Source organism: Crossiella sp. S99.2 (assembly GCF_023094165.1).
In the GTDB taxonomy this organism is placed as follows: Bacteria; Actinomycetota; Actinomycetes; order Mycobacteriales; family Pseudonocardiaceae; genus Crossiella.
Genome location: NZ_JALMDK010000004.1, coordinates 382480 through 407038, shown reverse-complemented (window position 1 = coordinate 407038; position 24559 = coordinate 382480). Strand labels below are relative to the sequence as shown.

Here is a 24559-nt window from a genome sequence, read left to right as displayed (position 1 = left end):
CACGCAGGGCAGAAGTGGATCACCGGGTGATCAGTCCGGTGAGGTCCTCGGCGTGCTCGACCCGGGGTGGTTCGCACAGGTGCTCGCTGACCGCGTCCCGCCACCGCAGGAACGCCTCGGAGCGGTAGAAGTCCTCGGTGTGGGACTCCAGCGTGGCCCATTCGCTCAGCAGCACGAACCGCTGCGGCGCCGAGGTGCACCGGACCAGTCGCGCGGAGTGGCAGCCGGCCGCGGCGAGCAGTTCGGGCAGCGCCTTGTCCACCGCGATCAGGAACTCGGCCTCGGCGCCGGGCACGACCAGCAGTTCGGTGATGGTCAGGATCACGGCGCACCGGCCGGATCGAAGAGTTCGATCACCGGCGGCTCGGCCAGCAACGCGGCCAGTTCCCCTGGCCAGTGCCGGTCAGGCGGAGCCGAACGGGTGATCGTCTCCCATTCCACCAGCAGCACGAACCGGCTCGGGTTCTCCACCCCGCGGGTCAGCCGGGCCGAGACGCACCCCGGCTCGGAGAGCAGCCCACGTACCGTGACCTCGGCGAACGCGGTGAACCGCTCCGCTGTCTCCGGTCGGAGCAGGAGCTCGGTGATCTCCAGCACCATGCAGGGGATCTTTTCACCCCAAGGGGGTCTGAGACAGTGCCTCGGATCACCCCTACTGGTGGACTTCAGGGTGCACATGAGAACGTTACACCGCTTGGAGGGGAGTATTCCTTCGCGGCGACATCGTCATCACGGCCGTCCCCAGTGACGTCCCGGTGCCGTCGACCGGCCTTGTGTCCGGTGGAAGAGACCTCCGGTCAGTGGCGTGTGTCTGTGGCGTGTGCCCATGAACCGGAGGTGAACTGTGCTCGTCCCCGCTTGGCTGTGGATCGCGACTGTGGTCGGACTGCTGGCCCTGATCGCTATCGACCTCGTGATCGTCGACCGTAAACCGCACGAGGTGACGGTCGGCGAGGCTTCCCGCTGGGTCATCTTCTACGTGGCCGCCGCGGTGCTCTTCGGACTAGGGCTCTGGTATTTCTCCGGATCCCAGTACGCCGGGGAGTTCTTTGCCGGCTACATCACCGAATACTCGTTGAGTATCGACAACCTGTTCGTGTTCGTGATCATCATGAGCACGTTCGCGGTGCCCTCGATCCACCAGCACAAGGTGCTGCTCATCGGCATCCTGCTGGCGCTGATCATGCGCGGCGCGTTCATCGCGGCCGGCGCGGCGCTCATCGAGCAGTTCAGCTGGATCTTCTACATCTTCGGCGGCTTCCTGCTCTTCGTGGCCTACAAGCAGGCCCGACAGGGTGAGGGCAACGAGGAGGAGTTCAAGGAGCCCAAGCTCGTCGGCTTCGCCCGCAAGGTGCTGCCGGTGACCAAGGACTACGTGGGCGCCAAGTCGTTCGTGAAGATCGACGGCAAGCGCTGGGTCACCCCGATGTTCATCGTGATGCTCGCGATCGGCCTGACCGACCTGCTCTTCGCGGTCGACTCGATCCCGGCGATCTTCGCGCTGACCAAGGAGCCCTACCTGGTCTTCACCGCCAACGCCTTCGCGCTGATGGGCCTGCGGCAGCTGTACTTCCTCATCGGCGGCCTGCTCAACCGGCTCGTCTACCTGCACATCGGCCTGGCGGTCATCCTCGGCTTCATCGGCATCAAGCTGGTCTTCGAGGCGCTGGCCGGCAACAACCTGCCGTTCCTCAACGACGGCCAGCCGATCTCCTGGGCCCCGCACATCGGCATCGAGATCTCGCTGCCGTTCATCATCGGCGTGCTGATCATCACCACCGTGACCAGCCTGCTCAAGACCCGCAAGGACGCCCGTAAGGACGAGGCGACCGCGGCCAAGTAGTTCCGGCAAGGCTCGAGGGAAGGTCCTCCGGGCGGGTAGCTTGGCCCGCATGCGCCCGGAGGATCTTCCTTTTCTGCGAGTTCCCGGAATCCCGGCCCTGCACGGCGACACGCTCGTGGTGGCCGTGTCCAGTCCGGACCTGCAGGCCGACGCCTATCGCGGCGGCCTGTGGCGGGTGCCGCTGACCCCGGGTGGCACGCCCCGGCGGATCACCGGCGGCCGCGCCGACACCCAGCCCCGGATCTCCCCGGACGGCCAGTGGGTGGCCTTCCTGCGGGTGGCCGGTGACTCCGGCACCGCAGCCAAACCCCAGCTCTACCTGCTGCCCACCGCAGGCGGTGAGGCCGTCCGGCTCACCGACCTGCCGCTGGGGGCCGGAGTGCCCGCCTGGGCGCCGGACTCGCGGTCGCTGACCTGGACCGCCCGGGTGCCCGAACCGGGCCGCTACGGGACCACCGCGGGCGTCGGCCCGGAGGCCGAGGTGCCGCGCCGGATCACCCGGTTCAGCTATCGCTTCGACGGCATCGGCTTCATCGGCGACCGCCCGGCCCAGGTGCACGTGGCCGAGTTGCCCGGCCCCGATGGCGTGCCCAGCCCGCCGCGGCGGCTCACCGAGCTGTCCGTGGACGCCGCCGACCCCAGCTTCACCCCGGACGGGCGGCACGTGCTCTTCACCGCCCAGCGCGCACTGGGCACCGACGGCGACTCGCTGCACACCGACGTCTACGCGGTGCCGGTTTCCGGCGGTGAGCCGGTGCTGGTGGTGCGCAGCGCGGGCACCGCGGAGTACCCGACCGCCGACGGCGACACGGTCTACTACAACGGCGAGCACTTCACCGGCCGCGCGGTCGCGCTCAACCCCGGCCTGTGGTCGGCCCCGCTGCGCCTGTCCGGCGAGCCGGGGGAGCCGTTGCGGCTGACCGACACCGAGACGGTCGCGGTGGAACGCGCGCCCGGCCCGCCGGTGCCGGTCGAGGGCGGCGTGCTGGTGCCGGTCGCGCACCGGGGCGCGGTGCAGATCCGGCTGGTGCCCACCGGTGCCAAGGAAGCCCTCCTGGACGAGCTGCCGCTGCTGGCGGGGGAGGACGCCGCGGTGCTCGGCTTCACCGCGCACGGCGGTCGCACGGTCGCCGTGGTGTCCACTGTGGACGATCCAGGCGAACTGGTCCGGCTTGGCGAGAAACCGGTCACGCTGACCGAGTTCAACGCCGAGTTCCGCGCCAAGGGCCTGCTCGGCTGGCGGGAGATCAGCACCAGCGCCCCCGACGGCTACCCGGTGCACGGCTGGGTGATGCTGCCCGAGGGCCCCGGCCCGCACCCGGTGCTGCTCAACATCCACGGTGGCCCGTTCCGCTTCTACAGCAGGGGATTCTTCGACGAGGCCCAGGTCTACGCGGCGGCCGGGTACGCGGTGGTGCTGGGCAACCCGCGCGGCTCGGCCAGCTATGGCCAGGCGCACGGCGCGGTGCTGGCCGGCCCCGGCTTCGGCACCGTCGAGGACACCGGCGACCTGCTCGCCCTGCTGGACGCGGCCCTGGAACTGCCCGAGCTGGACGCGGCCAGGGTGGGCGTGATGGGTGGCTCCTACGGCGGCCTGATGACCGGCATCCTGGCCGCCAAGCACGGCGAGCGGTTCGTGGCGGCCTGGAGCGAACGCGCGCTCAACGCCTGGGACTCCTTCGTCGGCTCTTCCGACATCGGCTGGTCCTTCGCCAACGACTACTGCGCGGACGAGGAAACCCAGCGCCGCAGCAGCCCGCTGACCTATGCCGACCAGATCACCATCCCGTTCCTGATCGCGCACTCCGAACAGGACTGGCGGTGTCCCCTGGAGCAGGCGCAGCGGATGTTCGTGGCCCTGCGCCGCAACGGCACCCCGACCGAGATGCTGCTCTTCCCCGGCGAGGGCCACGAACTCACCCGGGGCGGGCGGCCGAAACACCGGGTGCAGCGTTTCGAGGCGGTCCTGGAGTGGTGGTCCCGCCATTTGGGCTGATCGGGGCCTCGCACCGGGGCCGAACGGGAAATTCCCTGGCCCGGACCCGGTGCCGTCCCGCAGGCTCTTGTCATGACATGGACGGTGCGCCAGGCAGAACCGGCGGATGCGGCGGAGATCGCCCGTATCAACGTGTTGAGCTGGCAGTACGCCTATCGAGGCATCGTCGCTGACGAGCTGCTCGACCAGATGAGCCCGCAGCGCCGAGCCCCAGGCTGGGAGACCTGGCTGAGCAGGCCGGGAGCGGACACGGTGTTTGTCGCCGAGGACCGCACCGGCCGGATCGGCGCGTACTGCGCGGTCCGGGAGACCGAGGAGTCAACCGGAGAACTGATCGCCCTCTACGGCGACCCGAGAATGTGGGGCACCGGCGCCGGCCGCGCGGTCCACCACGCCGGCCTGCGCCACCTGGCCGCCCTCGGCCACACCCACGCCGAACTGTGGGTCTTCCAGGCCAACATGCTCGCCCGCAACTTCTACCGGGCCCACGGCTGGCGCCCCGACGGCACCACCGGCACCGACTGCCTGCAGGACCAGGAAATCCCCACCTGCCGCTACCGCCGCCGCCTCCCCGCCCACCTCCCCCGCACCGCCTGACCCACAACAGCCAAACCGAAGTACAACAACGGCCAACACGCCGAGTGCGGGTTTCAACCCTCCACGCGTGTTGGCCGTTGTCGTACGGGGCTTTGGCGGTTGTTGTACGCCACGTTGGCCGTTGTCGTACGCCGTAGGCCGCTGCGGTCGGGCGAAGCCCGGGACAGGCAGCCGGGGTGGCTTTCAAACTCCAACCGCACACGAGCACTGGCTCTTGATCTTCGCTCTTGCCTCTCAGTAACAGAGGCGAAGATCAGAAAAGGGTGGCCTCGCCGGCCGGGCAGACCACCGGAGGGGTGGGGCAGATCAAAACCCGGGATGAGCGGGTTGCGGGGCTGAGCAGGCTGCCGGGGCCGGTTCCAGCGTGGCTCCGAGGGCTCGCGTGTTCTCCGTACGGCCTTCCGCCAGCCAACCACACCTCACCGAGCGGCCCCGGTCGTGTTGGGCGGTGTTGGCGGCGGCAGGTTGCTGGGGCCACTCGGTGAGGTGTGGTCTGCATGCTCCAGGCCGTACGGAGAACACGCGAGAGCCCTCGTCATGGGGGTTTCACCCCCTGCCCCGCCCCGTCCCGTCCCACAACGGCCAACGTGCCGTACGACAACGGCCAACACACCGTCCACAACGGCCAACACACCGTCCACAACGGCCAACTCGCCGTCCACAACGGCCAACACTCCGGGGAGGGGCTTAGCCGAGCAGGGTGTAGTTGAGTTCTTCGCAGATTCGGGCCAGGGGCAGGTCCAGGCCCGGGTGGTCCAGTGGCAGCAGCACGTCCGGGGCGATCGGCAGCGCGCTCATGCCTGGTGGGTCCCACAGGCAGATGGCCGGATTGCCGGTGTCCATCGAGGACCGGTACCAGAGCCCGTCCAGCTCCGGGTAGGCAGCGCGGATCGCGCGGGCCCAGGCCTGGGTGCGGTCCTTGGGGCCGGTGCTGATCGACTGGGAGGCGCCGGCCCGGGTGGGCCACAGGCCGGAGAGGTCCAGCAGGCGCAGGGTGCGGCGGGGGCGCAGCACCACCAGGTGCGGGCTGCGGGTGCGCCGGTCCACCGTCGAGGTCGCCTGGTAGACCTCGGCGACGCTGGTGCGCACGGACAGGCCGAAGTACAGCACGCCGTGTTCGTGGGTCTCGATCGGCCGGCCGTCCAGGGTGGCCGGGTGCGGGTCGAACCGGGCGTGGGGCAACGGTCCGGCGTACCGGAAGGAGTTCCACCGCTGAGGGTGGGTGCCGCCCGCGGCGAAGATGCGCACCAGACGGGTCGCGCGATGTACGGCGACGACGTCCTCGGTTCGGCGCAGCAACGCTTGCAGCGCAGCCGGAGTCGGCGGCGGAGGAAGCCGGGCCAAGTCGTGTGTCCTGTTCGCTGGTCTCGCGTGAAGTCGCTTACCTGGGTGGTCTCAGTGGACCGTCAGGCCGGCGTCCCCAGCGTCGAGGCCAGCGTCGCGACCCGGCGCGGGTCACCACCGGCAAGCAGCCAGTCGCGGGGGGAGGTCGGCCGGTCGCCGAGCAGCAGGTCCTCCTGGGGGGTCGTCATGAACGCCGCGACCACCATCTGGGGCTGGTCGGCAGGCACCTTCGCCAGCACCATACCCAGACCGGGCAGCACCCCGCTGTCGGTGAACTGCCAGGCGGGCAGTCGCCAGCCGCCGCGGTCCTTCCAACCGGTGAGCCTGCCCGCGCTGACCCGGTGCCGGATCCGGCTGGTGTCCACGCCCACCCGTTCGGCCGCTTCGGCCACGGTCATCGCCGAGTCGCGCAGCACCGCCTGGGAGGCCACCGCCTTCGCCCTCGGGTCGCGCTCGCCGTCGGCCCGCGGACTCAGGTCGACCCCGACCGCGGCCAGCGCGGCGCGCTGATCTGCGGAGAAGTAGGCCCCGGGGTCCGGGTGCGGCGGCGCCAGCTTGCGTGCGGCGTCCTCCACCAGGGACAGGAACTCGGTGGCGGTGACCCGCAATCCGGCTCTGGCCAAGACATCCTCCAACGCAATGCTCATGCGCACAGAGTAGCTCATCTGTGCGCAAACGTGCGCTTTCGTAGCTGAGGAGAACTAGTTTCCTAGGCCAACCGTGTGTGGGTAGATCACAGTCCGTACACGGATCCTCGTGGGAAAGTCACACATCTTGTCAGGGTCCCATGACCTGCGGTGATCCCGCGGTCACAACTACGTGACGGCGCACCCGACCGCCCATGACGCGGGTGTGAGAACGCTGTTGGGTACCCTCGCCCGGAGTAGCAGCGCCGCCAGAAGTTCGGGGTGAGGGACATCTCCAAGGTCAACATGTCAGCATCGACTGCCGCGCCCGCCTGGCGACTGCCAGCCGTGGTCGCCCTGATGCTGGCCGCGGGATTCGGTGTCATCACGCTGTTCAACATCGGCAAGGCGTTCTACTACCTCGACCTGCAGGTCTACCGCGCGGGCGGCTTGACCTGGCTGAACGGGCTGAGCCTGTACGAGCCGAGCTTCCCGCGCCCGTTCACCCTGGACTTCCCGCTGCCCTTCACCTACCCCCCGCTGGCCGCGGTGCTGTTCGCGCCGGTGGGGCTGCTGCCGTTCTGGGTCAGCGCGGTGCTGTTCGTGGTGGTCAGCCTGCTCGCGCTGTTCGGCACCGGCGCCATGGTCGGCCAGCGCCTCGGCCTGGACCGCCGCAAGGCCTGGTACATCGCCTCGGCGGTCGGCCTGGTCTGCGTGGTGCTGGAGCCGATCCGCGAAACGCTGATGTTCGGCCAGGTCAACCTGATCCTGATGGTCATGATCGCCGCCGACTGCCTGCTGAAGAAGACCCCGTGGCCGCGCGGCATGATGATCGGCCTGGCCGCCGCGATCAAGCTCACGCCGCTGGCCTTCCTGCTGTTCTTCCTGGTGAAGGTGCAGTGGAAGCCGATGTTCGTCGCGGTCGGCTCCTTCTTCGGCTTCGGCGCCCTTGGCTTCCTGCTCTCCCCTGGCAACTCCATGCAGTACTGGTTCCAGACCCTGACCGACCCGGGCCGCATCGGCTCCCCGGTCTACGCCACCAACCAGTCCGTCCGCGGCGTCATCTCCCGCCTCGGCCTGGACTCCACCGTGCTGTGGGTGGCCCTGGTCGCGGTGATCGTGGCGGTGACCGCGCTGGCGGTGTACCGGCTGCGCGCGGCCGACCAGGACCTGCTGGCGCTGCTGCTGGTGGCCACCGCGGGCCTGCTGGCCTCCCCGGTGTCCTGGTCGCACCACTGGGTGTGGATCGGCCCCGCGGTGGTGTTCCTGGTGGTGAAGTTCACCCAGAACGCGGACGCCAGGGGCCGGTTGCTGGCGATCGGGCTGCCGGTGGCGGTGATCTTCGGCATCGGCGGGCACCAGCTGGTGCCGAAGGAAGCCGATCGCGAGCTGAAGTGGACGCTGGGCGAGCAGCTGCTCGGCAACAGCTATGTGCTGGTGGCGCTGGTGTTCATCGTGGCGGGCTGCGTGTACGCGCTGCGGCAGGGCACGCCCGCCGCGCCCGCGCCGGTGCAGGCGGACCCGGCCCGCGCCGCCTAGCGCGCCGCCGAACTTCTCCGCTGACGGCGGGGCGAGCCTGCCCAGGCCCGCCCCGCCGTTGCGTCAGCGCAGTCCGTTGTCCAGCGCCGTGGTGAGGCTGCCGGTGTCCCCGGACATCTCCCACACCATCGCGCCCAACAGGTTCTTGCTCTTCAGCCAGGCGGTCTTCTTGCCGATCGACCAGGCGTCGTCGAAGCTCCACCACTGGCCGTTGTTGCCGGTGTAGCCGTAGGTGGCCACCGACTGCTCGTCGTGGTAGATCGTCATGCCCGGCACGCTGGCGATCAGGTTGCTGTAGCCCCTGGTGCCCGCCTCCTCGGCGAACTGGCCCGGCGCGGCCCCGTTCGCGGCCTGCCACTCGCCCTTCTTACCGCCGTCGGTCACCTGTTGCCAGCCACGGCCGTAGTAGGCGAAGCCGATGGTGAGTTTGCGGGGGTTCACCCCGGCGTTGAGGTAGTGGTTGACCGCGTTCTCCACGCTGAAGTGGAAGTTGTACGGGTCCTCGGTGTCGGTGTACAGGTTGCCCTGGTGCCCGGCTCGCTTGGGCTCCCAGGAGTTGTCGCTGCCCGCGCCGTGGAAGTCATAGCCCTGGACGTTGGCCATGTCGAGGTATTTGAAGACGTGGTCCGGGCCGGAGATCTCCCAGCCGGCGTCGACCTTGGCCGGGTCGGCCGGGGTGAACGCGGTGAGCTGGTACTGCTTCTTGTTCTGCTGGCCCAGCGCGTCCAGCTGCCTGCGGAACTCCGCGACCAGCAGGGTGTTGTTGCGCTTGTCGTTCGGGCTGATGTGGTTGCCCGCGTGGCCTTCCGCGCCCGGCCACTCCCAGTCCAGGTCGATGCCGTCGAAGATGCCCGCGGCCGAACCCGCGCCGCCCGCGCCGTTGTAGGTCGGCAGATTGCCCTTGATGTAGATGTCCAGGCAGCTGGTGACGAACTTCTTGCGGGCCGCGTCGGTCGCGGCGACGTCGGAGAAGTACTTCGAGTAGGTCCAGCCGCCCAGCGAGATCAGGATCTTCAGGTGCGGGTGCTTGGCCTTGAGCTTGCGCAGCTGGTTGTAGTTGCCGCGCAACGACTCCCAGCCGGTGTCGGCCACCCCGTCCACCGACTGCCCGGCCGCGAACGGCCTGCTGTAGTCGGCCTCGGCGTCGCCCGCCCCGTCACCTTGGTTGGGGTCCTGCGGGTTGGCGCTGGTGCCCTTGGTGACGCCCTGCAGACAGGTCAGGTTGACCGGGTCGATGTTGGCGAAGGCGTAGTTGATGTGGGTCAGCTTGGCCGCGGCGCCGGTGGTGTCCAGGTTGCGCACGAAGTACTGGCGGCCGTAGATGCCCCACTGCACGAAATACCCGACCCTGGCGTAGTTGCCGCCACCGACCAGGTCGTCGGTGGTCACCGCCACCTCGGCGCTGGCCGCGGACAGGTTGTCGTAGTTGTCCCGCGCCCGCACGGTGAACCGGTACGCGGTGCTCGGCGACAGACCGTCCACAGTGGACGAAGTGCCGCTCACGGTCGCGGCATATACACCGTCGCGATATATGTCGTAGTTCGCGATACCCGAGTTGTCGGTGGAGGCGTTCCAGGCCAGCGCGACACTGGTCGAGGTCTTGCCGGTGCTGCGCGGGTTGCCGGGCACGGTCGGCGGCTGGGTGTCGTCGCCGGGGTTGTTGGTGCGCACGGTCACCGCGGCGCTGGCGGGGGAGAGGTTGCCCCTGGTGTCGCGGGCCTTGACGGTGAAGCTGTAGTCGGTGTTCGGCGTCAGTCCGGCCACCGTGCCCGAGGTCCCGGTCACCGACACCAGGGCCGGTCCGCCGGCGATCTCGTAGCCCGCCACCGGGAAGTCCCCGGCCACTGCCGCGGTCCAGGCCAGCGTCGCGGTCTTGGTGGTCTTGCCGGTGCCGCGCGGATCCGTCGGCGCCGCCGGCCCGCGATCGGCCGCGCCGTCGCACTTGTTGCCGTTGATCCGGCAGTTCGCGGGCGCCCCGGATCCGTTGAGCTGGAACATCGGGCTGTACGGCTCGGTGTTCGCGCCGCCGTTGACCCTGGCGTTGTAGTGCTCGTTGTCGATGGTGACGTGGTTGCCGGACACGGTGGACTTGCCGTACCAGGTGTTGCTCAGCGTGGTGCCGGCGGGCAGGTCGAACTCGATCTTCCACCCGGTGATCGCCGCGGTGGTCGGATTGCCGACGATGTACTTGCCCTGTTTCCAGGACCCCATGTCAGCACTGGAGAAGGTCGCGGTCAGTCCGGGCGCGGCGCTGGCGACCGGGGCGAGGGCGGTGAGTCCGAGCAGGGGCAGGAGCAGCAGGGTCGCGCCGGCGGCCAGGACACGGCGGCCCCGGGACAGCGCGGAGTTGATCCTGGGCATGGTTCTCCCTCACAGGGATTCGGGGCGCTCGGCGGAGCACTCCGGCAGAACTGAAGAACCAGCGGCGGATCGGAATTTTCCCGACGTTGCACCGAAGTTAGGGCGATTGGCCGCACCACGTCAATGGGTCTAGACCATTCGGGGAACGTGGCTCAGAACCAGCGCCGGGCCTCGATCCGCACCGGCCCGACCGGAGCGCTCAGCGGCCCCGAGTACACCGTCCCGGAGACCGGCCCACCCGTGCTGAACACGCTGACGTGCAAGGAGATCCGCACCGTCGACTGGGCGCCCGCCGCGAGTGAATCGGTCAGGAAACAGTCCGCCACCCGCCCGTCCTGGGTGCACCGGCTGCCGCCGCCACCGCGGGCGAACACGCCCTCCGGCAACGACAACCGCACCCGCACCGGGCCGGTGGCAGTCCCGCCGCCGTTGCGCACCGTCAGCGCGAGTCCAGTCGTGCCACCGGGATGCGTCCGTCCGGCCGTGGCACTCGCGGTCAGTCGCGCCGGGGCGGGTGGCGGTGGAGTGGTGGTCGGAGGTGGGGTGGTGCCTGGGGTGCTGGTCGGGGTTCGCGGTGGGGTGGAGCTGGGTGGCCGGGATGTCGTGGTCGCCGGGGGAGTGGTGCCCGGCTGGGTCGGGGCGGGTGGGGTGGTCGGCGGGGTGGTGGTCGGTTGGCTCGTGGCCGGGGGCTGTGCCGAGGAGGAGGCGGCCGGGGCGAGGGCGGGCAGCTGGATCCGCGGCTGCGCGGCCTCGGTGGGCTGGGCGGCCAGCGCCATGCTCACCGCACCGACTCCGGCCGCCACCGCGACCAGCGCCGACCACGACTGCCCCAGCACGCCACCCGCACCGGCTCCGCCCGCGCCACTCGACCCCGCACCGCCCGCTCCGCCACTGCCGCCCGCACTGGCTCCGCCTGTACCCGCGCCTCCGGCACTGCCCGCGCCCCCGGTTCCGCCCGCTCCGGTCGCGCCCCCAGCGCCCGCCGAACCGCCGCCCACGGAACCGCCGCCCGCCGTCGAACCCGCGCCGCCAGTCCCGCCAACGCTTCCCGCACCGCCGGTTCCCCCGGTCCCCGCCGCGCCACCGAGTCCGGCCCCCGCCGCCCCGATCCCGCCGTCGCTCACCGCGCTCGCCAGATACCCGGCCGCCCCGACTCCCAGCACCAACGGTCCCGCCGCCGCCCGCAGCGCGCCGTTGAGGTCCACCAGTTCCGCCGCCAGGGCCCGGCACTGTTCGCAGGTGTCCAGGTGCGCCTCGACCTGGGTCGCCTCGCGCTTGGACAACCGGCTGCGGGTCCAGGCGCCCAGGCGTTCCACCGTGGCGCGGCAGCGGCCGTTCTCGGTGTCGGCCAGGTGCACCTGGAGGTAGGCCTGGCGCAGGCCCTCGCGGGCGCGGTAGGCCAGGGCGGAGACGCCGTTGGGGTTGAGGCCGAGCAAGGGGGCGACCTCGGCCGGGGCGTGTCCCTCGATCTCGGTATACCAAAGCACCGCCTGCCAGCGTTCCGGCAGGCGCTGGAAGGCCTTGGCGGCCAGTGAGCGCTCGATGTCCTCGAACACGCTGGCCTGGGTCTCCACCTGGTCCGGGACCTCGCCCAGATCATTGCTCAGGGTGACCGGCTTGGCCCGGCGGTGGCGTTCGTAGGCCACGTTGCGCAGGGTGGTCAACAGGTAGGAGCGGAACGCCAGTTCCGGGCCCTTGCCCGCCCGCAACGCGTCCAGGACCTTGGTGAACGCCTCCGCGACCAGGTCGTCGGCCTCGGCGGTGGCGTTGGCCAGCTGACGGGCGAAGGCGGTGGCCGAACCGACGTGCCGCCGGTACAACTCGCCGTAACTCTCGGTGACACCGGCGCGCACCTTGGTGATCAGCTCAGCGTCGCTGGGCACCTCGGTTCCTGGGGGTGTCTCCGACATGCTCGTCCTCCGAATGGGGCAGGGTCCGGCTGAGTGGGTGACCCTGGTCCCTCGGGTTCATGACGCGAACATGCGGGACTGCGAGCGAAGTCATGCCCGTCATATATCGGAGCGCGATATATGACGGGCAGGCGGACTACTGGGCGATCTTGGCCACGGCCTCGGCGACCGGGGTCTGGCCACCGGTCAGCTCGATGGTCTGCCGGGCGGTGCCAGGGGTGTCGAGCAGCGCGAGCAGCACCGTGGCCACGTCGGCGCGCGGGATCGTGGTCGGCTCGACCTTCGCCGCCAGGGTCACCAGCCCGGCCGGGTCGTCGTTGGTCAGCGTGACCGGCCGCAGGATGGTCCAGTCCAGGTCCCGGCGGCTCAGGTCGGCGTCCGCCTCGCCCTTGGCCCGCAGGTAGGCGGCGAAGCTCTCACCGTACCCGTCCCTCGGCGCCACGTCCGCGCCGTAGGAGGAGATCATCAGGTACCGGCGCACCCCGGCCCGCTCGGCCGCGTCGGCCAGCAGCGCGGCCGCCCCGCGATCCACGTTGTCCTTGCGGTCACTGCCATCCGAGGCCGCCTTGCCGCCCGCGCCCGCCGCGAACACCACCGCGTCCGCCCCGGCCAGCGCGGCCACCACCTGCTCCACGGTGGCCGATTCCAGGTCCAGCTCGACCGGTTCGGCGCCGATGGCCCGCAGGTCGGCGGCGTGCTCGGGATTGCGGATGAGGCCCGCCGCGCTGTCCCCGCGAGCGGCGAGCAGTGCTTCGAGTTTGAGGGCGATCTGGCCGTGACCTCCGGCGATGACGACTCGCATGCGCCCCAGGCTAATGCGCCCCGCCCACCCCCGCCGCGCGGCCAACAGCCGCCCGAGTGTTGGCCGATCTCGTACGCCGAGTTGGCCGTTACGGACACCGAGTTGGCCCAAGTCGTACGGGTAGTTGGCCCAACTCGGCGTACCGGTTGGGCCAAGTCGACCGCCGTGTGTCCATAACGGCCAACGTGGTGTCCGTAACGGCCAACGTGGCGTACGACAACGGCCAACACGCGGGGGTGGGTGGGCCCGGCCGAGGGGTGTCGGCCGGGCCGGGCCCGGCGGGTCAGTTGCCGCTGAGCTTTTCCACCGCGGCCAGTAGCACGCAGGTCACCACGCCCTCGGTGGCCAGGGCGACCTCGCGGATGTCCGGGAAGGTCGGCGCCAGCCGGATGTTGCGGTCGCGGGGGTCCTCGCCGTGCGGGAAGGTCGCGCCCGCCGGGGTCAGCACGATGCCGGCCTCCTTGGCCAGCGCCACCACGCGCTTGGCCGTGCCGTCGAGCACGTCCAGGCTGATGAAGTAGCCGCCCTTGGGCTTGCTCCACTGCGCCACGCCGGTGCCGCCCAGACGCTTCTCCAGCATGTACAGAACCATCTCGAACTTCGGGGCGATCACCGCGCGCTGCTTGTCCATGTGCGCGAGCAGACCCTCGGTGTCCTTCAGGAAGGCCACGTGCCGGAGGTGGTTGACCTTGTCCGGGCCGATGGTGCCGAAGCTCTGGTTCTTGGTCAGCCAGGCCACGTTCTCCGGCGAACCGCCGAAGAAGGCCACCCCCGAACCGGCGTGGGTGATCTTGGAGGAGGAGGCGAAGATGAAGGGGCGGTTGGGGTTGCCCGCCGCGGTCGCCAGCTCCAGCACGTTGGCGATCTGCACCGCGTCCTCGGTGAGGTGGTGCAGCGCGTAGGCGTTGTCCCAGAACAGCCGGAAGTCCTTGGCCGCGGCCGGCATCGAGGCCAGCCGCCGCACCGTGTCCTCGGTGTAGACCGTGCCGGTGGGGTTGGCGTACTTGGGCACGCACCAGATGCCCTTGATCGAGGCGTCCTCGGCGACCAGCCGCTCCACCACGTCCATGTCCGGACCGTTGTCGGTCAGCGGCACCGGCACCGCCTCGATGCCGAACTGCTTCAACAGCGAGAAGTGCCGGTCATAACCGGGCACCGGACACAGGAACTTGATCTGCTGCCCCACCCACGGCTCGCCGTCGACCGGGCCCTTGAGCAGTGCGAAGACAATGGTCTCGTGCATCACCGCGAGGCTGGAGTTGCCCAGCGCCAGCAACTGCGGCACCGGCACGCCCAGCGGGCCGCTGAAGATCTCCCGCAGTTCCGGCAGACCAGCCAGGCCACCGTAGTTGCGGGTGTCCGTGCCGCCTGCCTTGAACACGTCCTTGCCCGGCAGGCACAACAGCTCGTTGGCCAGGTCGAGCTGTTCGGCCGCGGGCTTGCCCCTGGTGAGGTCGAGGGACAGGTTCTGCGCCTTCAGCTCGTCGTAGGCCTTGCGCAGGTCGGCCAGGGGGGCGGGCAGCTCGTCGGCGTCCAGCTTGGTCAGTTCCATACGGGCATTTTCCGGGCTCAGCGCAGCTCGGTGCCCACCGGGGTCTCCGCCCGGAACAGGTCGAGCACCGGACAGTGCCGGTCGACCTCGCGCCGCAGCTCCTCGTAGCGCTCCCTGGTCTCCGGTCCGTCCAGCCGCACCCGCACCGTGATGCCGGTGTAGCCGGGCCTGGCGTGCTCGGTGAGCCCGAAGAACCCGCGCCGGTCCAGCTCGCCGGTCACCTCCACCGACACCGAACTCAGCCGCAGCCGCAGTTTCGCCGCCCAGAACTGGTAGGTGACCACCTGACAGGAGCCCAGCGCGGCCAGCGCGTACTCCACCGGGTTCGGTCCGGTGTCCGCGCCGCCGCGGGCCACCGTCTCGTCCGCGGTCTGCTCGTGCCCGCGGATGCGCACCCGCACCCTGGTGTCGGTGCCCGCCACCACCGCGCAGTGCGCGTCGAAGACCGCGCCCGCGTGGTACGGATCCTCGGCGACCGCGCTGCGGGTGGCCTCGATGACATCGGTCAACGACATGGCGGCACTCCTGAAGGGAATTGAGGGAATACCGAATCGTGCTGAGCCAAACCGGGTGCGGTCAAGGGTGAAAACAATAATCTTCGACCAGAAGGCGGAATTACTCTCACATGGTGGGCGGTTTCTGCGGAAACCTCCGGGCCGCTGCTAGTCTCCGGACTGTGAGCACCCTGGTGTCCCGTATCCACGTCGATCTGCGGCGTGTGACGGCCATGGCGTGTTGCTGCACTCCTGCTGCCTGACGACCAGGCACAACCCCGCCCCGCGCACCTGAAGGCCGATGCTCTCGGCCGGTCGGCCGCTGCCCGGGGTCAATTCACCGGCGGTCGCTAATCGGCCGTTCGGGCCCATTTCGCGCGCCCGCATTTCGCAATTCTCACCCGGGAGTATCCGCATGTCCGCAGCAGCCAGTGCCGCCTGGTCCTTCGAGACCCGCCAGATCCACGCCGGCGCCCAGCCCGACCCGGTCACCGGGGCCAGGGCCACCCCGATCTACCAGACCACCTCGTTCGTCTTCCGGGACACCGAGCACGCCGCGAACCTGTTCAACCTGGCCGAGCCCGGCAACATCTACACCCGGATCAACAACCCCACCCAGGACGTCCTGGAGCAGCGGGTGGCCGCCCTGGAAGGCGGGGTGGCCGCGGTCGCGCTCGCCTCCGGCCAGGCCGCCGAGACCCTCACCGTGCTCACTCTCGCGAGCGCGGGCGATCACCTGGTCTCCAGCGCCTCGCTCTACGGCGGCACCTACAACCTGTTCCACTACACCCTGCCCAGACTGGGCATCGAGGTCAGCTTCGTCGAGGACCCGGACGACCTGGACGCCTGGCGGGCCGCGGTGCGCCCCAACACCAAGCTGTTCTTCGCCGAGACCCTGGCCAACCCGCGCAGCAACGTCCTGGACGTGGCCGCGGTCGCCCAGGTCGCGCACCAGGCCGGGGTGCCGCTGGTGGTGGACAACACCGTGCCCACCCCGTACCTGCTGCGCCCGATCGAGCAAGGCGCGGACATCGTGGTGCACTCGGCCACGAAATACCTCGGCGGCCATGGCACCGCGATCGGCGGCATAGTCGTGGACGCGGGCACCTTCGACTTCGGCGCCGACCCGGCCCGCTTCCCTGGCTTCACCGAACCCGACCCCAGCTACAACGGCCTCCAGTACTGGCCGGCGCTGGGCCCCGGCGCCTTCGCCGCGAAACTGCGCGTGCAGGGCCTGCGCGACCTCGGCCCGGCGCTGTCGCCGTTCAACGCCTTCCTGGTGCTGCAAGGGCTGGAGACGCTGTCGCTGCGGATCGAACGGCACGTGGCCAACGCCAGGGCCCTGGCCGAATGGCTGGAAGCCAGGGACGAGGTGGCGGCCGTCTACTACGCCGGACTGCCGTCCAGCCGCTGGCACGAACTGGCCCGGAAGTACCTGCCCCAGGGCGCGGGCGCGGTGGTCTCCTTCGACCTGCGCGGCGGGGTCGAGGCGGGCAAGGCGTTCGTGGACGCGGTCGAGCTGTTCAGCCACCTGGTCAACATCGGCGATGTGCGCAGCCTGATCGTGCACCCGGCCAGCACCACGCACAGCCAGCTCTCCGCCGCCGAACAGGCCGCCACCGGCGTCACCCCCGGCCTGGTCCGGCTCTCCGTCGGCATCGAGGGCCTGGAAGACCTCAAGGCCGATCTGGAGGCCGGTTTCCGGGCCGCCAAGGCCGCGCTCGGCGGCTGAGGATGCTCACCGACATGGTCGCTCCGCCCGCCACCGCCGCCTGGCGGGCGGGCGACCCACCCGGCCGCCGCCGCTGGCTGGACCTGCGCGGCCCATTGCCGTTGCAGGCCGGTGGCGCGCTGCCGGGGGCCCGGCTCGCCTACGAGACCTGGGGCAGTCTCAACCCCCAGCGGGACAACGCGATCCTGGTGCTGCACGCGCTCACCGGGGACAGCCACGTCAGCGGGGCGGGCGGGCCGGGCCATCCCACCGCGGGCTGGTGGGACGGCCTGGTCGGCGCCGGCCGCGCGGTGGACACCAACCACTGGTTCGTGGTCGCGCCCAACGCCCTCGGCGGCTGCCAGGGCAGCACCGGTCCGGCTTCCGTTGCCCCGGACGGGAAACCGTGGGGCAGCCGGTTCCCGTTCCTCACCCTCAACGACCTAGCGCGGGCCGAGAACGACCTGGCCGATCATCTCGGCGTGGACGCCTGGGCCGCGGTGATCGGCGGTTCGCTGGGCGGCATGCGGGCACTGGAATGGGCTTTGTGCCAACCGGATCGGGTGCGTTCGCTGCTGTTGCTGGCCTGCACCGCGGCCAGCAGTGCCGAGCAGATCGGCTGGTGCTCGGCGCAGGTGCGGGCGATCGAGGCGGACCCGAACTGGCGCGGCGGTGACTACCACCACGCGCTGCCTGGCCACGGCCCGCACGCCGGACTCGGCCTGGCCCGGCGGATCGCGCACCTCACCTACCGCAGCCCGGCGGAGCTGAACGGCCGCTTCAGCCGGATCCCGCAACCCGGCGAGAACCCTTGGCAGGGCGGCAGATACTCGATCGAGTCCTATTTGGACCATCAGGCGGCCAAGCTGGTGCGTCGCTTCGACGCGGGCAGCTACGTCGCGCTCACCAAGGCCATGGCCGACTACGACGCGGGCCGTGGCCGCGGTGGCGTGGCGGCGGCACTGGCCTCGGTGCGGGCCCGCACGCTGGTCGCCGGGGTCGCCGGTGATCGGCTGTTTCCCCTTGCCCAGCAACAGGAACTGGCCGACTGCATCCCGGACGCCGGACCGCTGCGGGTGCTCGGCTCGCCGTACGGGCACGACGGATTCCTGATCGAGACCGGTCAGCTGGGGCCGATCGTGGGTGAGCTGCTCAGTCGTTAGGAGTCCGGGAATCCTTGCGGATGGGGTGTTCCGGGGGCACTTCGACGATCACGATGCGCACCCCGTCCGGATCGCTGATCCACATCTCGTGCAGGCCCCACGGCTCGCATTTCGGCTCCCGCAGCACGGTCACCCCGCGGTCCAGGAGTTCCCGGTGGGTGGCCGTGAGATCCCTTACCTGCAACCACAACGCGATGTTGCCTGCGCCACCGTCACCGCTGTGCCCGGAGACCTCCAGATAGCCCTGGCCGAGGAAGAACACCGTGCCACCGCGGAATTCCCGGCTGATGGCCAGGCCGAGGGTGTCCCGGTAGAACGCGGTGGCGCGGGCCGGATCGCCTGGACGCAGGATGATCCGGCTGTTGATCGGGTGCATGCGTTGTCCCCTCAGCCCTTGACGCCTGTGGTGGTGATTCCCCGTACCACCTGGCGCTGAAACACCAGGAAGAACACCAGCAGCGGCAGTCCGCCGAGCAGGCTGGAGGCCATCACCTGGGCGTAGCGCAGACCGTAGCTGCTCTGCACCGAGGCCAGGCCGACCGGGATGGTCATCATGTCCGGGTCGGTGGCCACGATGAACGGCCACAGGAAGTTGTTCCAGGTGGTGACGAAGGTGAAGATGGCCACCGCGGCCAGCGCCGGGCGGGCCAGCGGAAGCATGATGCTCCAGTAGATCCGCCACCGGCTCGCGCCGTCCACCCGCGCCGCCTCCTCCAGCTCGCGCGGCACGCCGTCGAAGAACTTCTTCAGCACGTACACCATGGCGGGCAACACGATCTGCGGCAGCACCAGGCCCCAGTAGGTGTCCACCAAGCCCAGCCCCACCAGCTGGCTGAACAGCGGCACGATCAGCACCTGCGGCGGCACCACGATCCCGGCCACCACCACCCACAGCAGCACCCGGCGGCCGCGGAACTCGGTGCGGGAGAAGCCGTAGGCGGCCATGCTGGCCAGCAACACGGTCAGCACCGTCACCAGCACGCCGACCAGCACGCTGTTGCCGAACCAGGTGGGCAGGCCGGTCTCGCCGAGCACCTTGCCGAAGGCGTCCAGGGTCGGCCGTTCGGGCAGCCAGCGCACCGGGATCTTCGTGGTGTCCGCCTCCGGCCGCAGCGCGGTGGACAGCGCCCAGCCCAACGGCAGCAACCACATCAGCGCCAGCGCCAGTGCCACGGACAGCCGGGTGGCGCGGGCCGCGGGACGTTCCCGGTCGAAGGCGCTCACGAGGTCCGCTCCCCTCGGGCGCGCAGGATCCGGAACTGGAGCACGGCCAGGGCCACGATCAGCGCGAAGAACAGGTAGGAGATCGCCGAGGCGTAACCCACCCGGAAGTTGGTGAAGCCGCTCTCATAGATGTACTGCACGATGCTGCGCACCTCCGGGTTGGTGCCGCCGGTGAGCAGATAGACCTGGTCGAAAACCTTGAGCGAGGCCAGGATCTGCAACACCAGCACCAGCACGTGCGTGCGGCGCAACAGCGGCAGCGTCAGCCAGCGCAGCCGGGACCAGCCGGTGGTGCCATCGAGTGCGCCCGCCTCGTACAGCTCGCGCGGGATCTCGCCCAGCCCGGCCAGGTAGAGCAGGTAGTTGAAGCCCACCGTCCACCAGACCGTGGTGAGCACCACCGAGACCATCAGCACGTCGTTGTCGCTGAGCCAGCCCACCTCGCCGAGGCCCAGCCAGCTCAGGGTGTCGTTGATCAGGCCGAAACCCGGTTGGTAGAGCCACATCCAGATCAGCACCACCACCGAGACCGGCAGCACGTACGGGGCGAAGAAGGCCAGCCGGAACAGCCAGGCCGCCGGTAGCTTCCGATGCGTCAGCAGGGCCAGGCCCAGGCCGATGGCCACCAGCGGCGGGGTGCTGAGCGCGGTGAACACCAGCGTGTTCCACAGCGAGCGCCACACCGCCGGATCGCCGAACAGCTCGGCGTAGTTGTCCAGGCCCACCCAGGCGTCCGAGCCCGCACCGGTGATGCTCTGGTTGGTGAAGCTCATCTTCACCCCGAGCAGCAGCGGCGCCACCAGGAAAGCCAGGTACAGCACCAGGAACGGGGCCACGAACCAGAACCCGGACCATTCGCGCCCCCGCACGGCCCTGCTCATCGGCGCTCCCTCCCCGGTCGTCCTCGCGCGTCGGTCATAGCTGTGGGCGTGGCGTGGCCAGCAGGGTGCGCATGGCCGCGGTGAACTCCGGGATGGCCGCCTCCGGGGTCAGCCCGCCCGCGCAGACCTGGCTGAACACCGCGCCCGCCCGGTTCTGCAACTCCGAGGCCGCGCCGCCGAACCAGCACGGCGGGTCCAGCTCCAGGCTGTCCGCGGCCGCGGCGTACCGCGATGCCGGACCCAGTTGGGCGTACTCCGTACTGGCGGCCACCGGGCGGTAGGCCGGGATGTGCCCGCCCTTGGCCCAGGTCAGGCTGTGCTGGAGCAGGAAGCGCACGAACTCCACCGCGGCCCTGGTCCGCGCCGGATCGCGGTCGGCCCGGTGCGGCAGCACCAGCGCGTGCGCGTCACCATGCACTCCGGCCGTGTCATATATCGCCGGGAAGGGTATGACGTCGAACGGAGTGTTCTGTTCGACGAAGGTGGGCATCTCCCACTCGCCGTTCCAGAAGAACCCGGCCTGCCCGCTGCCGAACATGGCCACCGCGGCGTTGTTGTTGAGATCGCCGCGGGCCACCCCGGACTCCACGGTGATCGCCCGCAGGAACCGCAGCGCGCGCAGGGCCTTGGCCTCGTCCAGCACCAGCCTGGTGGCGGCCGGATCGAACAGCTCGCCGCCCTGCTGCCGGTACAGCGTCCAGAACAGCCGCCACGGGTTGATGTCCGCGGACACCGCCATGACCGCGCCCTGCTGCGCCCCGGCCTGCTTGGCCCGCCGGAAGGCGTCCAGCAACGCGGCCTCGCCGCGCAGCGGCAGCAGTCGCCCGTCCGGTCCGAGCAGACCGGCTTTCCCGCAGATCTCGGTGTTGTAGAAGAGCACCAGCGGGTGGGTGTCCAGGGGCAGCGCGTAGACCCGGCCCTGGTGCTGGGCGCGTTGCCAGGCCGCGGCCGGGAAGGCCGGGGCGGTCAGCCCGAACTCTTCCAGCAGGGCGGGGTCGTAGGGGTCGAGCAGCCCGGCGGGGGCGTACCCGGCCAGCCGGGACAGGTGCAGCACCGCGACGTCGGGGGAGCGGCCACCGGCGGCGGCCATGGCCAGCTTGGTGTAGTACGGCGTGCCCCAGGCCAGCGTGGTGGCCTGCACCGGCACCTCGGGCCGGGCCCGCTGGAACGCGGTGACCAGCTCCATCATCCGGGCCCCGTCACCACCGGTGAACAGGTTCCAGAACTTCAGCGGCGTCCCGTCAGCCGGACCCGGTGGACCGCATGCGCTCGCGCCTGCCCCCATACCCAGCGCGAGCGCCGCGGTCCCCTGGAGGAACCGCCGCCTGTCCAAGTGACCGGCCACCCTGGTCTCGCCCGGTTGTCCGGCCCTCCGACTGCGTCTCCACACGGCGCCTCCAGAACCCCCAGCACGACCAATCCCCCTCGGTCGCGTCCTGGTTTCTACAGCGTTGTAAACAACGTTGTAAAGGTGCGAGCGGGCGACTTCATCCGATAAGGCGTGAATTGTGACAGTCCCGCGATCGAGGTGGTTTACAACGATGTAAAGTGCTTCTCCATGGGCGTGAGCCTGAAAGACGTCGCCGCGCTCGCGGGGGTGTCGGTGAAGACGGTGTCCAACGTCGTCAACGACTACGCCCACGTCAGCGAACAGACCAGGGCCAAGGTGCGGCAGGCCATCACCGAGCTGGGATACCAGCCCAACCTCACCGCGCGCCATCTACGGTACGGCCGGTCCGGCATCATCGCGCTGGCCCTGCCCGAGCTGGACATACCCTACTTCAGCGAGCTGGCCAGATCCGTCATCGGCTGCGCCGAGGCCCAGTCCTGGGCGGTGCTGATCGAACAGACCGAGGGCCTGCGCGAACGCGAGCTGCTGATCGCCTCCGGCCTGCGCTCGCGCACCGTGGACGGCGTCATCCTCAGCCCGCTGGCCCTCGACAGCGCGGACCTGGCCCAGCTGAGCACCGAAATGCCCGTGGTGCTGCTGGGCGAGCGGATCGGCCCGGGCGCCGCGGACCACGTGGTGATCGACAACATCGCCGCCGCCCGCGCCGCCACCGAACACCTGATCGGCCTGGGCCGCCGCCGGATCGCCGCCATCGGGGCCAGGGTGGTGGTCGGCCAGGACACCTCCAACCTGCGGCTGGCCGGGTACGCCCAGGCACTCAACGCCGCCCGCATCCAGCTGAACCCGGACCTGGTCGTGCCGGTGCCCAGCTACCACCGCACCCCCGGCGCGGACGCCATGGCCGCGCTGCTCGCGCTGCCCGAACCGCCGGACGCGGTGTTCTGCTTCAACGACCTGCTCGCCCTCGGCGCGCTGCGCACCCTGCTGGCCAGGGGGTTGCGGGTGCCCGAGGACGTGGCCCTGGTCGGCGTGGACGACATCGAGGACGGCCGGTTCAGCACCCCCACGCTGACCACGATCCGCCCGGACAAGACCCAGATCGCCTCGGTCGCGGTCAACATGCTCCTCGAACGGATCAACGGCGCGGACATGCCCGCCCGGGAGTTCCAGGCCGATTTCACCCTGCAGATCAGGGAGAGCACCATCGGGCGGGCGGCGGACTGAGCGGGCTCAGGCCAGGTGCGCCGGGAAACCGCCGGTGGCCACCGGGCCCCAGCGTTCCGGGGTCAGCCGCAACAGGGATTTGCCCTGTTTGCGCATGGCTTCGCGGTACTCGTCCCAGTCCGGGTGCTCGCCGGAGATGCTTCGGAAGTACTCGACCAGGGGTTCGATCGCCTCGGGCTGGTCGATGACCTCGATCGTGCCGTCCACCTGCACCCACGGGCCGTTCCAGTCATCGGACAACACCACGATGCTGCCGCGCGGATCACGGCGGGCGTTGTTGGCCTTGGCGCGGTCCGGGTAGGTCGAGACCACGATCCGGCCCTCGCTGTCCACCCCGCAGGAGACCGGGCTGGCCTGCGGGCCGCCGCCGGCCCTGGTGGTGATCAGCAGGCCGTGGTGGCGCGGGCGGAGGAACTCCAGCAGGGCGTCGCGGTCCACCTGGGTGTTGGTGGCGATGGGTCGAGGCACGCATCCGAGCATAGGCTCTTCCCGGGTTCAGACGTCGGAGGTGTGAATGGCGGAGAGTGTGCGGGCCGCGGCCACGATCGAGGCGCGGTCCATCGACCCGGTGCCCGAGTCGGAACGGCACGGCAGGCCGCGCAGCCTGTTCACGCTGTGGTTCGCGGCCAACATGCAGGTCACCGCGGCGGTCACCGGCGCGCTCACCCTGCTCAGCGGGCTGCACCCGGTGTGGGGGCTGGTCGCGATCGCGCTGGGCAACGTGCTGGGCGGGGTGCCGATGGCGCTGCACGCGGCCCAGGGGCCCACACTCGGCGTGCCGCAGATGATCCAGAGCCGGGCGCAGTTCGGCGTGTACGGCGCGGTGCTGCCGCTGGTGCTCGTGGTGATCATGTACCTCGGGTTCTTCGCCAGCGGCAATGTCCTTGGCGGACAAGCGATCTCGGGGATCAGCGGGCTGCCGATCGATGTCAGCATCGTGCTGTACGCGGTGCTCTCCGGGGTGTTCGCGGTGATCGGCTACCGGCTGATCCACCGTTTCGGCTGGGTGGCCTCCGCGCTGTCGGTGGTGGTCTTCGTCTACCTCTCGATCCGGCTGATCAGCACCCAGGACCTGGGCGCGGTGCTCGCCGCCCCGCAGTTGGACTTCCCCAAGTTCCTGCTCGCGCTCTCCCTCACCGCGTCCTGGCAGCTCACCTTCGGGCCCTATGTCGCCGACACCTCCCGCTATCTGCCTTCCCGCACCTCGGTGCGGGCCACCTTCTGGTGGACCTACGGCGGCACCGTGCTCGGCGCGGTGTGGGCGATGTCCTTCGGCGCGCTGGCCTACGCGGTAGCCGGGAACGCCTTCAAAGGCAAGGAGGTCGCTTACCTGGTCGGGCTCGGGCACGCCGGGCTGGTGGTGCCGCTGCTGCTGTCCATCGCGCTGGGCAAGTTCACCGTGAACGTGCTCAACATCTACGGCGGGTACATGTCGGTGGCCACCACCTTCACCGCCTTCACCCGCCGCGCCGCGCTCTCCCCGGCGGTGCGGATCGGTTACGTGGCCGCGATCGCGGTGCTCGGCGCGGTCATCGCCATCCTCGGCCGCGGCGAGTTCCTGAAGAACTTCGTGCTGTTCCTGGAGTTCCTGCTCTACTTCCTCACCCCGTGGAGCGCGATCAACCTGATCGACTTCTACGCGGTGCGCAAGGAGCGCTACGACCTGGCCGCGATCTACGACCCCGACGGTATATACGGCCGGTGGGGTATCTCGGCGCTCATGGCATACGCGGCCGGGGTGCTGGTGCAGATCCCGTTCGCCAACGTGCCCGGCGTGTTCACCGGGTTCCTGGCCCCGCTGCTGGGTGGCGCGGACATCGCCTGGCTGCTCGGGCTGGCCGTGCCCGCGGCGTTGTACCTGGTTTTCTTTCGCCGCCAGGCAACGCGAAGCGGGGTGTCCTCCGTCCAGAGGACATGAGGCAGTCAGGCGGAGCGGGAACG

The 24559-nt window shown here is 70.1% G+C and carries 22 protein-coding genes; 8 read left to right on the top strand and 14 right to left on the bottom strand.

The window, feature by feature from the left end; translation table 11 throughout:
• Positions 1 to 19: 19 nt before the first annotated feature.
• Both MZC64_RS17645 and MZC64_RS17640 read right to left on the bottom strand, forming a co-directional pair.
• On the bottom strand, positions 20 to 325 hold the full coding sequence (locus MZC64_RS17645) for an antibiotic biosynthesis monooxygenase family protein (RefSeq protein ID WP_247757797.1): 306 nt from the start codon (positions 323 to 325) through the stop codon (positions 20 to 22).
• Positions 322 to 600: a putative quinol monooxygenase gene (locus tag MZC64_RS17640; RefSeq protein ID WP_185007617.1), complete on the bottom strand. Its 279-nt coding sequence runs from the start codon at positions 598 to 600 to the stop codon at positions 322 to 324. The genes MZC64_RS17645 and MZC64_RS17640 overlap by 4 nt, the downstream gene beginning before the upstream one ends.
• Before the next feature lie 244 nt (positions 601 to 844).
• On the opposite strand from MZC64_RS17640, the gene MZC64_RS17635 reads away from it, so the two are divergent.
• The 3 genes from MZC64_RS17635 (at position 845) to MZC64_RS17625 (ending at position 4436) form a co-directional block, all read left to right on the top strand.
• The gene (locus tag MZC64_RS17635) at positions 845 to 1843 is read left to right on the top strand and encodes a TerC family protein (protein ID WP_247757796.1); all 999 of its coding nucleotides are present in this window, start codon (positions 845 to 847) and stop codon (positions 1841 to 1843) included.
• A 49-nt stretch (positions 1844 to 1892) separates the two neighbouring features.
• On the top strand, positions 1893 to 3839 hold the full coding sequence (locus MZC64_RS17630; protein WP_247757795.1) for a S9 family peptidase: 1947 nt from the start codon (positions 1893 to 1895) through the stop codon (positions 3837 to 3839).
• A 72-nt stretch (positions 3840 to 3911) separates the two neighbouring features.
• Entirely contained in the window at positions 3912 to 4436 is a 525-nt protein-coding gene (locus MZC64_RS17625) for a GNAT family N-acetyltransferase (protein ID WP_247757794.1), read from the top strand.
• 687 nt (positions 4437 to 5123) lie between these two features.
• On the opposite strand, the gene MZC64_RS17620 is transcribed toward MZC64_RS17625, so the two are convergent.
• A complete protein-coding gene (locus MZC64_RS17620) occupies positions 5124 to 5780 on the bottom strand; it encodes an RES family NAD+ phosphorylase (RefSeq protein ID WP_185007609.1) in 657 nt (218 codons plus the stop codon).
• Positions 5781 to 5842: 62 nt separating this feature from the next.
• Positions 5843 to 6427: a DNA-binding protein gene (locus MZC64_RS17615; protein ID WP_185007607.1), complete on the bottom strand. Its 585-nt coding sequence runs from the start codon at positions 6425 to 6427 to the stop codon at positions 5843 to 5845.
• A 285-nt stretch (positions 6428 to 6712) separates the two neighbouring features.
• Here MZC64_RS17615 and MZC64_RS17610 point away from each other — a divergent pair, with 285 nt between their 5' ends.
• Positions 6713 to 7945: a glycosyltransferase 87 family protein gene (locus MZC64_RS17610; protein WP_247757793.1), complete on the top strand. Its 1233-nt coding sequence runs from the start codon at positions 6713 to 6715 to the stop codon at positions 7943 to 7945.
• A 63-nt stretch (positions 7946 to 8008) separates the two neighbouring features.
• Here MZC64_RS17610 and MZC64_RS17605 read toward each other — a convergent pair whose 3' ends face one another.
• The 5 genes from MZC64_RS17605 to MZC64_RS17585 all read right to left on the bottom strand — a co-directional run bounded on the left by MZC64_RS17605 (position 8009) and on the right by MZC64_RS17585 (position 15085).
• Positions 8009 to 10306 carry a glycosyl hydrolase family 18 protein gene (locus MZC64_RS17605; RefSeq protein WP_374205762.1) on the bottom strand — a complete coding sequence of 766 codons (2298 nt, stop codon included), beginning with the start codon at positions 10304 to 10306 and terminating at the stop codon, positions 8009 to 8011.
• A gap of 152 nt (positions 10307 to 10458) precedes the next feature.
• The gene (locus MZC64_RS17600; RefSeq protein WP_247757792.1) at positions 10459 to 12216 is read right to left on the bottom strand and encodes a sigma-70 family RNA polymerase sigma factor; all 1758 of its coding nucleotides are present in this window, start codon (positions 12214 to 12216) and stop codon (positions 10459 to 10461) included.
• A 136-nt stretch (positions 12217 to 12352) separates the two neighbouring features.
• Positions 12353 to 13018: an NAD(P)H-binding protein gene (locus tag MZC64_RS17595; protein ID WP_247757791.1), complete on the bottom strand. Its 666-nt coding sequence runs from the start codon at positions 13016 to 13018 to the stop codon at positions 12353 to 12355.
• Between the two features lie 283 nt (positions 13019 to 13301).
• Positions 13302 to 14570 (bottom strand): aminotransferase class I/II-fold pyridoxal phosphate-dependent enzyme, encoded by a 1269-nt coding sequence (locus MZC64_RS17590; protein ID WP_247757790.1) that lies wholly within the window; start codon positions 14568 to 14570, stop codon positions 13302 to 13304.
• Positions 14571 to 14587: 17 nt separating this feature from the next.
• Positions 14588 to 15085 carry an OsmC family protein gene (locus MZC64_RS17585; RefSeq protein ID WP_247757789.1) on the bottom strand — a complete coding sequence of 166 codons (498 nt, stop codon included), beginning with the start codon at positions 15083 to 15085 and terminating at the stop codon, positions 14588 to 14590.
• Between the two features lie 394 nt (positions 15086 to 15479).
• On the opposite strand from MZC64_RS17585, the gene MZC64_RS17580 reads away from it, so the two are divergent.
• Positions 15480 to 16796, top strand: coding sequence for a bifunctional o-acetylhomoserine/o-acetylserine sulfhydrylase (locus MZC64_RS17580; protein WP_247757788.1), 1317 nt, complete (start codon positions 15480 to 15482; stop codon positions 16794 to 16796).
• Positions 16797 to 16810: 14 nt separating this feature from the next.
• Positions 16811 to 17938, top strand: a complete 1128-nt coding sequence (locus tag MZC64_RS17575) for a homoserine O-acetyltransferase (protein ID WP_247757787.1) — start codon at positions 16811 to 16813, stop codon at positions 17936 to 17938.
• Here MZC64_RS17575 and MZC64_RS17570 read toward each other — a convergent pair.
• Genes MZC64_RS17570 through MZC64_RS17555 form a run of 4 tightly spaced genes read right to left on the bottom strand, consistent with a single transcriptional unit; the run spans position 17928 to position 21376 of the window.
• Positions 17928 to 18314, bottom strand: a complete 387-nt coding sequence (locus MZC64_RS17570; RefSeq protein WP_247757786.1) for a VOC family protein — start codon at positions 18312 to 18314, stop codon at positions 17928 to 17930. The two genes, MZC64_RS17575 and MZC64_RS17570, sit on opposite strands and share 11 nt — an antisense overlap.
• 11 nt (positions 18315 to 18325) lie before the next feature.
• Positions 18326 to 19162: a carbohydrate ABC transporter permease gene (locus MZC64_RS17565; protein ID WP_247757785.1), complete on the bottom strand. Its 837-nt coding sequence runs from the start codon at positions 19160 to 19162 to the stop codon at positions 18326 to 18328.
• Complete coding sequence (locus tag MZC64_RS17560; RefSeq protein WP_247757784.1) at positions 19159 to 20043, bottom strand: carbohydrate ABC transporter permease; 885 nt, start codon at positions 20041 to 20043, stop codon at positions 19159 to 19161. The genes MZC64_RS17565 and MZC64_RS17560 overlap by 4 nt, the downstream gene beginning before the upstream one ends.
• A gap of 34 nt (positions 20044 to 20077) precedes the next feature.
• On the bottom strand, positions 20078 to 21376 hold the full coding sequence (locus MZC64_RS17555) for an extracellular solute-binding protein (RefSeq protein WP_247757783.1): 1299 nt from the start codon (positions 21374 to 21376) through the stop codon (positions 20078 to 20080).
• Between the two features lie 225 nt (positions 21377 to 21601).
• On the opposite strand from MZC64_RS17555, the gene MZC64_RS17550 reads away from it, so the two are divergent.
• A complete protein-coding gene (locus MZC64_RS17550; protein WP_247757782.1) occupies positions 21602 to 22618 on the top strand; it encodes a LacI family DNA-binding transcriptional regulator in 1017 nt (338 codons plus the stop codon).
• Between the two features lie 6 nt (positions 22619 to 22624).
• Here the strand turns inward: MZC64_RS17550 and MZC64_RS17545 are convergent, their stop codons facing one another.
• Entirely contained in the window at positions 22625 to 23086 is a 462-nt protein-coding gene (locus tag MZC64_RS17545) for a PPOX class F420-dependent oxidoreductase (protein ID WP_247757781.1), read from the bottom strand.
• Between the two features lie 46 nt (positions 23087 to 23132).
• Between MZC64_RS17545 and MZC64_RS17540 the strand changes: the two genes are divergently transcribed.
• On the top strand, positions 23133 to 24536 hold the full coding sequence (locus MZC64_RS17540; RefSeq protein WP_247757780.1) for a cytosine permease: 1404 nt from the start codon (positions 23133 to 23135) through the stop codon (positions 24534 to 24536).
• The last annotated feature ends 23 nt before the right edge of the window (positions 24537 to 24559 follow it).

Coding starts and splice junctions, on each gene's coding strand:
- MZC64_RS17640 (WP_185007617.1), bottom strand. CDS start 600: ATGGTGCTGGAGATCACCGAGCTCCTGCTCCGACCGGAGACAGCGGAG.
- MZC64_RS17630 (WP_247757795.1), top strand. CDS start 1,893: ATGCGCCCGGAGGATCTTCCTTTTCTGCGAGTTCCCGGAATCCCGGCC.
- MZC64_RS17625 (WP_247757794.1), top strand. CDS start 3,912: ATGACATGGACGGTGCGCCAGGCAGAACCGGCGGATGCGGCGGAGATC.
- MZC64_RS17615 (WP_185007607.1), bottom strand. CDS start 6,427: ATGAGCATTGCGTTGGAGGATGTCTTGGCCAGAGCCGGATTGCGGGTC.
- MZC64_RS17610 (WP_247757793.1), top strand. CDS start 6,713: ATGTCAGCATCGACTGCCGCGCCCGCCTGGCGACTGCCAGCCGTGGTC.
- MZC64_RS17605 (WP_374205762.1), bottom strand. CDS start 10,306: ATGCCCAGGATCAACTCCGCGCTGTCCCGGGGCCGCCGTGTCCTGGCC.
- MZC64_RS17600 (WP_247757792.1), bottom strand. CDS start 12,216: ATGTCGGAGACACCCCCAGGAACCGAGGTGCCCAGCGACGCTGAGCTG.
- MZC64_RS17595 (WP_247757791.1), bottom strand. CDS start 13,018: ATGCGAGTCGTCATCGCCGGAGGTCACGGCCAGATCGCCCTCAAACTC.
- MZC64_RS17590 (WP_247757790.1), bottom strand. CDS start 14,570: ATGGAACTGACCAAGCTGGACGCCGACGAGCTGCCCGCCCCCCTGGCC.
- MZC64_RS17585 (WP_247757789.1), bottom strand. CDS start 15,085: ATGTCGTTGACCGATGTCATCGAGGCCACCCGCAGCGCGGTCGCCGAG.
- MZC64_RS17580 (WP_247757788.1), top strand. CDS start 15,480: ATGTCCGCAGCAGCCAGTGCCGCCTGGTCCTTCGAGACCCGCCAGATC.
- MZC64_RS17575 (WP_247757787.1), top strand. CDS start 16,811: ATGGTCGCTCCGCCCGCCACCGCCGCCTGGCGGGCGGGCGACCCACCC.
- MZC64_RS17570 (WP_247757786.1), bottom strand. CDS start 18,314: ATGCACCCGATCAACAGCCGGATCATCCTGCGTCCAGGCGATCCGGCC.
- MZC64_RS17560 (WP_247757784.1), bottom strand. CDS start 20,043: ATGAGCAGGGCCGTGCGGGGGCGCGAATGGTCCGGGTTCTGGTTCGTG.
- MZC64_RS17550 (WP_247757782.1), top strand. CDS start 21,602: ATGGGCGTGAGCCTGAAAGACGTCGCCGCGCTCGCGGGGGTGTCGGTG.
- MZC64_RS17540 (WP_247757780.1), top strand. CDS start 23,133: ATGGCGGAGAGTGTGCGGGCCGCGGCCACGATCGAGGCGCGGTCCATC.